Origin of the sequence: Streptococcus panodentis (assembly GCF_017884005.1) — a bacterium.
Taxonomy (GTDB): domain Bacteria; phylum Bacillota; class Bacilli; order Lactobacillales; family Streptococcaceae; genus Streptococcus; species Streptococcus panodentis.
Genome location: NZ_QFAY01000002.1, coordinates 155,487 through 163,124, shown reverse-complemented (window position 1 = coordinate 163,124; position 7,638 = coordinate 155,487). Strand labels below are relative to the sequence as shown.

Here is a 7,638-nt window from a genome sequence, read left to right as displayed (position 1 = left end):
AGACTATCTCTTTAAAGCAAAAGGCAACGGCTGTTTTCTAGTCGTTGCTTTTTTTGAAGCCTTTTTGTCCCAGCCTCTATAATCTGTGTTACAGTCAAAAGCTGCCCTCCCTTTATTCCCAATCACCAACGGTCCTCCAGACTTAGCCAAGGTTCGCTTTGATGTTTGAAGAGCCTCAGCTGGCAATAAATAGGAAAGCCTAGTCTCCCTTGGTCTCGTCATCCAAGGCCAAAGTCCGCCGGTAGGCCTGAATCTGCCGGTCCAGCTCTTCTTTGATGGCTCTTTCCGGTGCATAGTTTTCTTCCCAGTCATCTGGCTTGAGAATCTTGTGGGTAACGGGGTCAAAGTGCGCCTTGCCGTCGGGGAAGATTTTGCCCATATTGGCCCGATGGACAATATCAAAAATCTGCTCAGGATCTACCCCCATGAGCACAAAGCTGCCATAGGTAAAGTAGAGAGTGTCAATGAGAGCATCAGCCTGACCGACCAGCGATACCTCAGCCGGACTCTTGGAGCGAACCTTAGCTGCTGCCTGATCCAGCGCCTCATGAAGATAAGCCATTGAGTGCTCAAACTCTTCTTCCGACGGACTGGCTGCGCGGAGAAATTCCACCAATTCTTCCAGCTTAAAGCCAGCCCGGTGGCGGGCATCTTCCGGCGACCAGACAATTGGCTCCTCCTGGGTCCCATTGTCCATAACGCTGTGAAATTCCTTGACTTTGTTGAAATGATGATCGCTGCTGGTAAAGACTTTTTCACTGGCCAGAATACCGAAGTGCTCCAAAGCCTTGTGAATGCCGTCCTGACTGTTGCTGCTGGTCGTGTGCTTGGCCACCTCTTTGACCGAGCTGGTCCCATTCCCCATAGCAATGGACAGGCCGACACCGGACAGCATTTCCAAATCATTGTCCGAGTCTCCGAAAGCCATGACCTGGCCGATATCAAAGCCGTATTCCCTGCCGACCCGGCGAATCCCCTCCAGTTTAGACATGTTCTTGTTGATAATATCCACTGCATAGGGGCTGCTGCGGGTAAATTTCAAATCCGGAAACTCCCTTTCAATCTTATGGCTTTCTTCCGGACTGGCCAAAATCAAGGCCTGATAAATGGGTTCCTGAATCAGCTGCAGGAGCTCTTTTTCATGCTGGGGCAGGGCTTTGCTGATAATTTTGTTAAAACTGTGACTGACGGTGCGGGCCATTTTCTTGGGAATGAACTGGCTGGTCCACTGGGAGAAAGGACTCATGCCAAAGGACATAATCTTGGACCCCAGCATGGCATCTGCTGTCCCCAGAGAAATCTCTTTTCTGTGTTTTTGGGCATAAGCAATCAAGTCCCGCAGACTCTGCTTGTCAATGGGGCTGGCGGAAATCACCCTGTCCTTTGAAAAGATATACTGACCGTTGTAGGTCACGGCAAAGTCCAAATCCAGCTGCTCCATAAAAGGTTTGACAAAGAAAGGACCGCGGCCGGTTGCCAGACCGACTAATATCCCCTGCTCTTTTAAGCTTTTAATGGCTGTTTCTGTAGATTTCAAAACCGTTCGACTGTCATTCACCAGCGTTCCATCAATATCGAAAAAGACGGCTTTTACTTCCATTGATTTTCTCATTCTTTCCTTTTATGATACAATAAATTATAACACAAAAATGACATACTATCACACGAATTGTAAAAAAGATAAACCCGGGTAATCCCAGTGACATACGAATGAAAAAGAAAGCAATAACCAAGGAAAATACTTAGCAGATTTCCTGCTTCAGAACGTAGACAAATTCCATTTTCTTTGAAAAAGCTCATTGCTATAATTTAAACAAAGATCAACCAAGTCTTTCCGCTGTGAGAAAAGCGCCTGAAACTCTTTAGTTTCAGGCGCTCGGAAGATTTGAGACTTTAGGCTCAAATCTTAGGTATGGAATTCCGAAGGAAGTCGCTACCGTCCGCACTCACTTAAGGAAAGACTTTGGATAACTTTGTCTTCAGTCTCTAGCAGATTTCCTGCTTTTTTCCTTTCGTGGTGATAGAGGGCTAAAGGAGAAAAAATGGTAAAAAACATCTTGGTCCTGCACACCGGAGGGACCATTTCCATGCAGGCAGACGGTTCAGGAGCCGTCGTAACCAACAAGGACAATCCAATGAACCATGTGCGGGTGCCGCTGGAGGGGATTGAGGTTGAGGCGGTGGATTTTTTCAACATTCCCAGCCCCCACATCACCCCCCAGCACATGCTGACCTTGTACCAAGCCATTAAGGAGCGGGCCCGGTACTTTGACGGTGTGGTCATTACCCACGGAACGGATACCTTGGAGGAAACAGCCTACTTTCTGGATACTATGGAACTGCCGGATATTCCGGTGGTCCTGACCGGAGCTATGCGCAGCTCCAATGAACTGGGCAGCGACGGCGTTTACAACTACCTGTCAGCTCTCAGAGTGGCCAGCGACGACAAGGCCAAAGGCAAGGGTGTCTTGGTCGTTATGAATGACGAAGCACATGCAGCCAAGTATGTGACCAAAACCCACACGACCAATGTCAGCACCTTCCAGACACCGACTCACGGACCGCTGGGGCTGGTGATGAAGCAGGAAATTCTTTATTTTAAAACAGCAGAACCGCGTGTGCGCTTTGATCTGGACAAGATCTCAGGGCTGGTGCCCATCATTCCAGCTTATGCGGGGATGAAGACAGAGTTGCTGGATATGCTGGATTTGAGCAAGATTGACGGTCTGATTATCGAAGCTTTCGGAGCCGGCAATCTGCCACAAGAAACATCCGACAGACTGGGCCAGATGGCAGCAGCCGGGCTCCCCATCGCTTTGGTGTCCCGCTGCTTCAACGGCATTGCCGAGCCAGTCTATGCTTACGAAGGCGGCGGTGTCAAACTGCATCAGGCCGGCATTATGTTTGTCAAGGAGCTCAATGCCCCAAAAGCCCGACTCAAGCTCCTCATCGCTCTCAACGCCGGTCTGCAAGACCAGGAACTGCAGAACTATATGGAAGGATGATTGGTCAGGCTGGCGATGAGAATTCGAAAAGGGCAGCCAGACTATTTCACTACTATAGTCTTTTAGACTCCAAAAAGTTCCTACATTGAGGAAAACGCTGTTTTCCTCATCCCCAACCTCTCACAGTCCTCCGGGCTGGGACTGAAAAGGTTTGGGGAACCTTTTCAGTCTGAGCTTAGAAACAAAAGAGCGAAGGGAACTAAATTTTTAAAAATTTAGTTCTGTCCCACCGCCAGAGCCGACATCCTTCATCACATCGAAAACCTCAAAAGGTTGAGCTTGAAACACATATCGTATTAGCAGCGAATCCCGAGTATCAGCTCTTCAGCATCGAAAATGAAGAACCTGTGTTTATAGATGGCAAAGTCATCTATAAACACAGGTTCTAATATTCTTGAAAATAAGAAGGAATAGGAAAGGCGGTGGGGGCCTCACTTCTGTTAGGGAAAGAACTGAACATCTTTGATTTTTCCTTTCCTAAAACAGGGATTGAAGGAAAGCTTCCAGCATTTTGAATAGATAATCACCGACCATAGCTCACCTCCGCTTTCCCGCCTTTTTTAAAAAAGGTTTTCTGATAGCTTACTTTAATAGTGACTGTCATCTGCACTGCCTCCTTAGGGTTGATAGGATTATCATAAGCTGCCAAACTTAAGGCAGACTTACAGATAGCTTGCAGAAAGCTAAAAGTCAGACTTTTTCTAATCCAGATAATCCTGTCGGTCCAGATGCAGAGAAAGCAAATGCCAGTCGGCTTGCTGCCGCCAGTTGGGATCAGCTGTAATCTGACTGGCAACCCTTCTGGCTTCTTCTAAAATCGGATAATCCTCAACGATGTCCGCCACCCGAAATTCTGGAAGGCCGGATTGGCGGCTGCCAAAAATTTCACCGGAGCCCCGCATTTTCAGATCTTCCTCGGCCAAAACAAAGCCATCGGTCGTCTCCGTCATGATTTTCATGCGCTGCTTGCCGGACTCAGTCTTAGGATTAGCCACCAAAACTGCATAGGACTGCTTCTGTCCCCGGCCGACCCGGCCCCGCAGCTGGTGAAGCTGGCTCAGCCCGAAGCGGTCCGCATCCATAATAACCATAATCGTTGCATTGGGAACATTGACTCCGACTTCGATGACCGTTGTGGATACCAAAATATCCGTCTTGCCGTCCTTAAACCCCTGCATCACAGACTCTTTGTCATCGCTCTTCATTTTGCCGTGCAGCAGAGCCACTTGAGCAGACCGACCGAAATAAGCCTTCAGCTCTTCTTCCAGGGCAAGGGCATTTTTCAAATCCAGAGCCTCTGACTCCTCAATCAGGGGAGAAATAAAGTAGACCTGAGCCCCTTTTTGCAGCTCCTTGGCCATCCAGTCCAGCACCACTGGCAGCTGCTCATGCTGGACCCAGCGGGTGATAATAGGCTTGCGCCCAGCCGGCAGCTGATCGATAATGGACACATCCATATCACCAAAAGCGGTGATAGCCAGCGTTCTGGGAATGGGAGTTGCTGTCATCATCAGCACATCGGGATTCAGCCCCTTCTCCCGCAGAAGCCGGCGCTGCCCAACTCCAAAGCGATGCTGCTCGTCAATAATCACCAGCCCCAAACGATGATAGGACACCCCTTCCTGAATCAGGGCATGGGTCCCGACAATCAGGTCGACCTGTCCGGTCTCAATAGCAGCCAGTGCTGCTCTGCGCTCAGCCGTTTTCATACTGCCGGTCAAAAGGACCAGTTTCAGCTCTGGAAAAAGCTGAGACAGGCTGGCAACATGCTGCTCAGCCAGAATTTCAGTCGGCACCATAAGGGCAGACTGCAGGCCGGCAGCGGCAGCGGCATACATAGCCAGACCGGCAACGACGGTCTTGCCGCTTCCCACATCTCCCTGCAGCAGGCGGTTCATATGAGCCGGCGACTGCAAGTCCTGCAGAATCTCTCTCAGACTGCGCTCCTGTGCTTCTGTCAGTTCAAAAGGCAGGCTGGCTTTCTTGGCAGTCAGGACCTCTTGATCCCAGTTCATTGCAAGACCATTCCTGACATTTTTCTGTTCCGTTTTGAGGACCTGCAGCTGCATTTGAAAATAAAAGAGCTCTTCAAACTTGACCCGCCGCAGAGCCTGCCGGTAGTCAGCCAAATCTTGAGGAAAGTGCATGGCCCGTACAGCCTGTGCCCGTCCCGCCAGCTGGTAGCGGTCCAGCAGTACCTGGGGCAGATTTTCTTCCAGCAGCAGGTCAAGCCCTTGGTCAAAGGCTGTCTTAATCAGCTTGACCAGACTAGCCTGACTGACTCCCTGAGTCAGCCGGTAAACCGGCTGCAGATCGTCCTCCGTTTGGGCCAAAATTTTCAGGCCGGTCAGACTGGCCTTGGTCTTATCCCATTTGCCAAAGACTGCCAGAGCAGCTCCCAGCTCGATTTTGTCTGCCAGATAGGGCTGATTGAAAAAGTTAACCGCCAGAGCCACCTCTCCCTGCTTGAGAGTAAAGCGCAGGCGGTTGCGTTTATAACCATAGTAGCTGACATTGGCTGGAGTAACCACCCTGCCGGAAATCACCGCTTTTTCGCCGTCTTCCAGCTCCAGAACATTCTTGCTTTTGAAATCTTCATAGCGAAAGGGAAAATAAAGCAGTAAATCCTGCAGGCTTTCCAGTCCCAGCTGTTTGAATTTTTCTGCTGATTTCGGTCCTACACCGGGCAGAACCGTCAAGGGTTGATGTAAATTCATAATGCCTCTTTCAGTTCTGTTATCGTCATTCTCATTTCGTTTATCTTTTATCCCGTCGTTCGCGCAGTTTGCTCTCACAGTCTGGAAGACTGTGAGAGCCTCGCGGGCTGGGAGTGAAAAGGTCCCCCGGACCTTCCCTGCTTTTCAATTTCCAGGCAGGGGCTAAAAAGGTCCCCCGGACCTTCCCTGCTTCTCAATTTCCAGGCAGGGGCTAAAAAGGTCCCCCGGACCTTTTTACTCCCCCAGATTATTTCACTGCTAAAAGCAAACGAACAGTCTTTACCAACTGCTCTGGTGATTTTTTGTCAGAAACTGCAGTTTGGGTGCTCGCTGCGGCTACTCCCGATAAACCCTTGGCACACGGTCGCTGAGCAGACAGACCACCTCATAGTTAATGGTGCCGCGCTGCACTGCTACATCTGTAGCTGTAATCATCTCTGCACCGCTCTGGCCAATCAGCACCACCGGCGTACCGAGGGGATAAGAGCGAGGCAGGCGCACGGTTAGCTGATCCATAGAAACCCGGCCGACAATGGGACAGCGCTGCCCGTCAATCAGCACATCAAATCCCTGCATATCCCGAGTCCAGCCATCAGCATAGCCCAGAGGAATGGTACCAATAAACTGCCGGCTGGCACTGGTGTAAGTCGCACCATAGCCGACATCTGCTCCCGCTTCCAGCTCCTTGACATGGGCCAGCTGAGAGTGCAGGGACAAAGCCGGTTTGATGTCATAGGGCAGCTCCAGAACGGTCCCGCTGGGATTAAGACCATAGATGATGTCTCCCAGACGGACTGCATTCATAACGGTCTGGCTGTGCCAGAGAACCGTAGCCGAATTGCTGGCATGGACCAGTGGCGGCACTGTCTCCAGCTGCTGCAGGATGGCCTCAAAGCGAGCCAGCTGGCGGTCAAATTTGCTGTCATCCGCTTCATCAGCTGTAGCAAAGTGGGTGAAAATCCCTTCTACAAGAGCTCCAGCTGCCTGCAGACGGCGGATAGCTTCCTCTGCTTCCTGACCTGAGCGAAAACCAATGCGCCCCATCCCAGAATCAATTTTGATATGGAAGCTTAAGCCAGTCAGGTCGGCCTGTCTGGCTAAAAGCAAGTCCAGCCATTCCAGACTGGCCACGGTCAGGCTGATTTCATTTCCAAGAGCCAGCGAAACAGCATCCGTTTCAGAAATGCCTAGAATCAGGATTTTCTTCGTCAAGCCAGCTGTGCGCAGCTCCAGAGCTTCATCGATATTGGAGACACAAAAGCCGTCCACAAGCGGCTCTATATGGCGAGATACGGCAACTGCACCGTGACCGTAGGCATCGGCTTTGACGACAGCCCATTTTTCTGCCGAATCCGGCAAATGAGCTGCAACTTGCTGTATATTAAAAGCAATGGCCGACAGATCAACGACGGCTTTGCTGGGTCTGTGCAGACTAGCTTTCATCTTCTTCCTCCAAAATCACACTGGCTATGACCATATTCCCGGTGTGACTGAGCGAAACCCAGATCCGGCCGGCAAAGGGGGACTGACTGAAATAGGGTGCCCCCTTGGAATCATTTAAAATCTCCAAATCCTGAAAAGACACTGGCCCAATGCCGGTCCCCCAAGCCTTGGAAAAGGCCTCTTTGGCCGACCAGCGGCCGGCCAGATATTCTAGCCTGCGCTTGCCTTTCAGCTCCTCAAAGCGCCTCAGCTCCGCCGGTGTCAGCACCTTGCGGGCAAAGCGGGGATTCTTCTGATAGGCCCGTTCAATCGATGACAGCTCCTCTGCATCGATTCCATGTCCTTTGATCATCTCTCTCATTGGGAATGCGGTAAAACTCAGCCGGACAGCCTGCTGACACTCAAAGAAAACTGAAGATAGCAAGGGATAAGAGTCAGGCCGATAGGCCATCAATCGTCTCATTGACTTACAG

At 50.6% G+C, this 7,638-nt stretch carries 5 protein-coding genes; 1 reads left to right on the top strand and 4 read right to left on the bottom strand.

The features are described 5' to 3' along the window. Window positions 1–199: 199 nt before the first annotated feature. A complete protein-coding gene (locus DHL47_RS01750; RefSeq protein WP_338060074.1) occupies window positions 200–1,600 on the bottom strand; it encodes a Cof-type HAD-IIB family hydrolase in 1,401 nt (466 codons plus the stop codon). Between the two features lie 442 nt (window positions 1,601–2,042). On the opposite strand from DHL47_RS01750, the gene DHL47_RS01745 reads away from it, so the two are divergent. Continuing rightward, window positions 2,043–3,005, top strand: coding sequence for an asparaginase (locus tag DHL47_RS01745; protein ID WP_209550696.1), 963 nt, complete (start codon window positions 2,043–2,045; stop codon window positions 3,003–3,005). A 701-nt stretch (window positions 3,006–3,706) separates the two neighbouring features. Here DHL47_RS01745 and recG read toward each other — a convergent pair. The 3 genes from recG to acpS form a co-directional block, all read right to left on the bottom strand. Next, window positions 3,707–5,722 carry an ATP-dependent DNA helicase RecG gene (gene recG / locus DHL47_RS01740; RefSeq protein ID WP_209550695.1) on the bottom strand — a complete coding sequence of 672 codons (2,016 nt, stop codon included), beginning with the start codon at window positions 5,720–5,722 and terminating at the stop codon, window positions 3,707–3,709. 336 nt (window positions 5,723–6,058) lie between these two features. After that, on the bottom strand, window positions 6,059–7,165 hold the full coding sequence (gene alr, locus DHL47_RS01735) for an alanine racemase (protein WP_209550694.1): 1,107 nt from the start codon (window positions 7,163–7,165) through the stop codon (window positions 6,059–6,061). Next, window positions 7,155–7,517: a holo-ACP synthase gene (gene acpS / locus DHL47_RS01730; RefSeq protein WP_128834330.1), complete on the bottom strand. Its 363-nt coding sequence runs from the start codon at window positions 7,515–7,517 to the stop codon at window positions 7,155–7,157. The genes alr and acpS overlap by 11 nt, the downstream gene beginning before the upstream one ends. Between the last annotated feature and the right edge of the window lie 121 nt (window positions 7,518–7,638).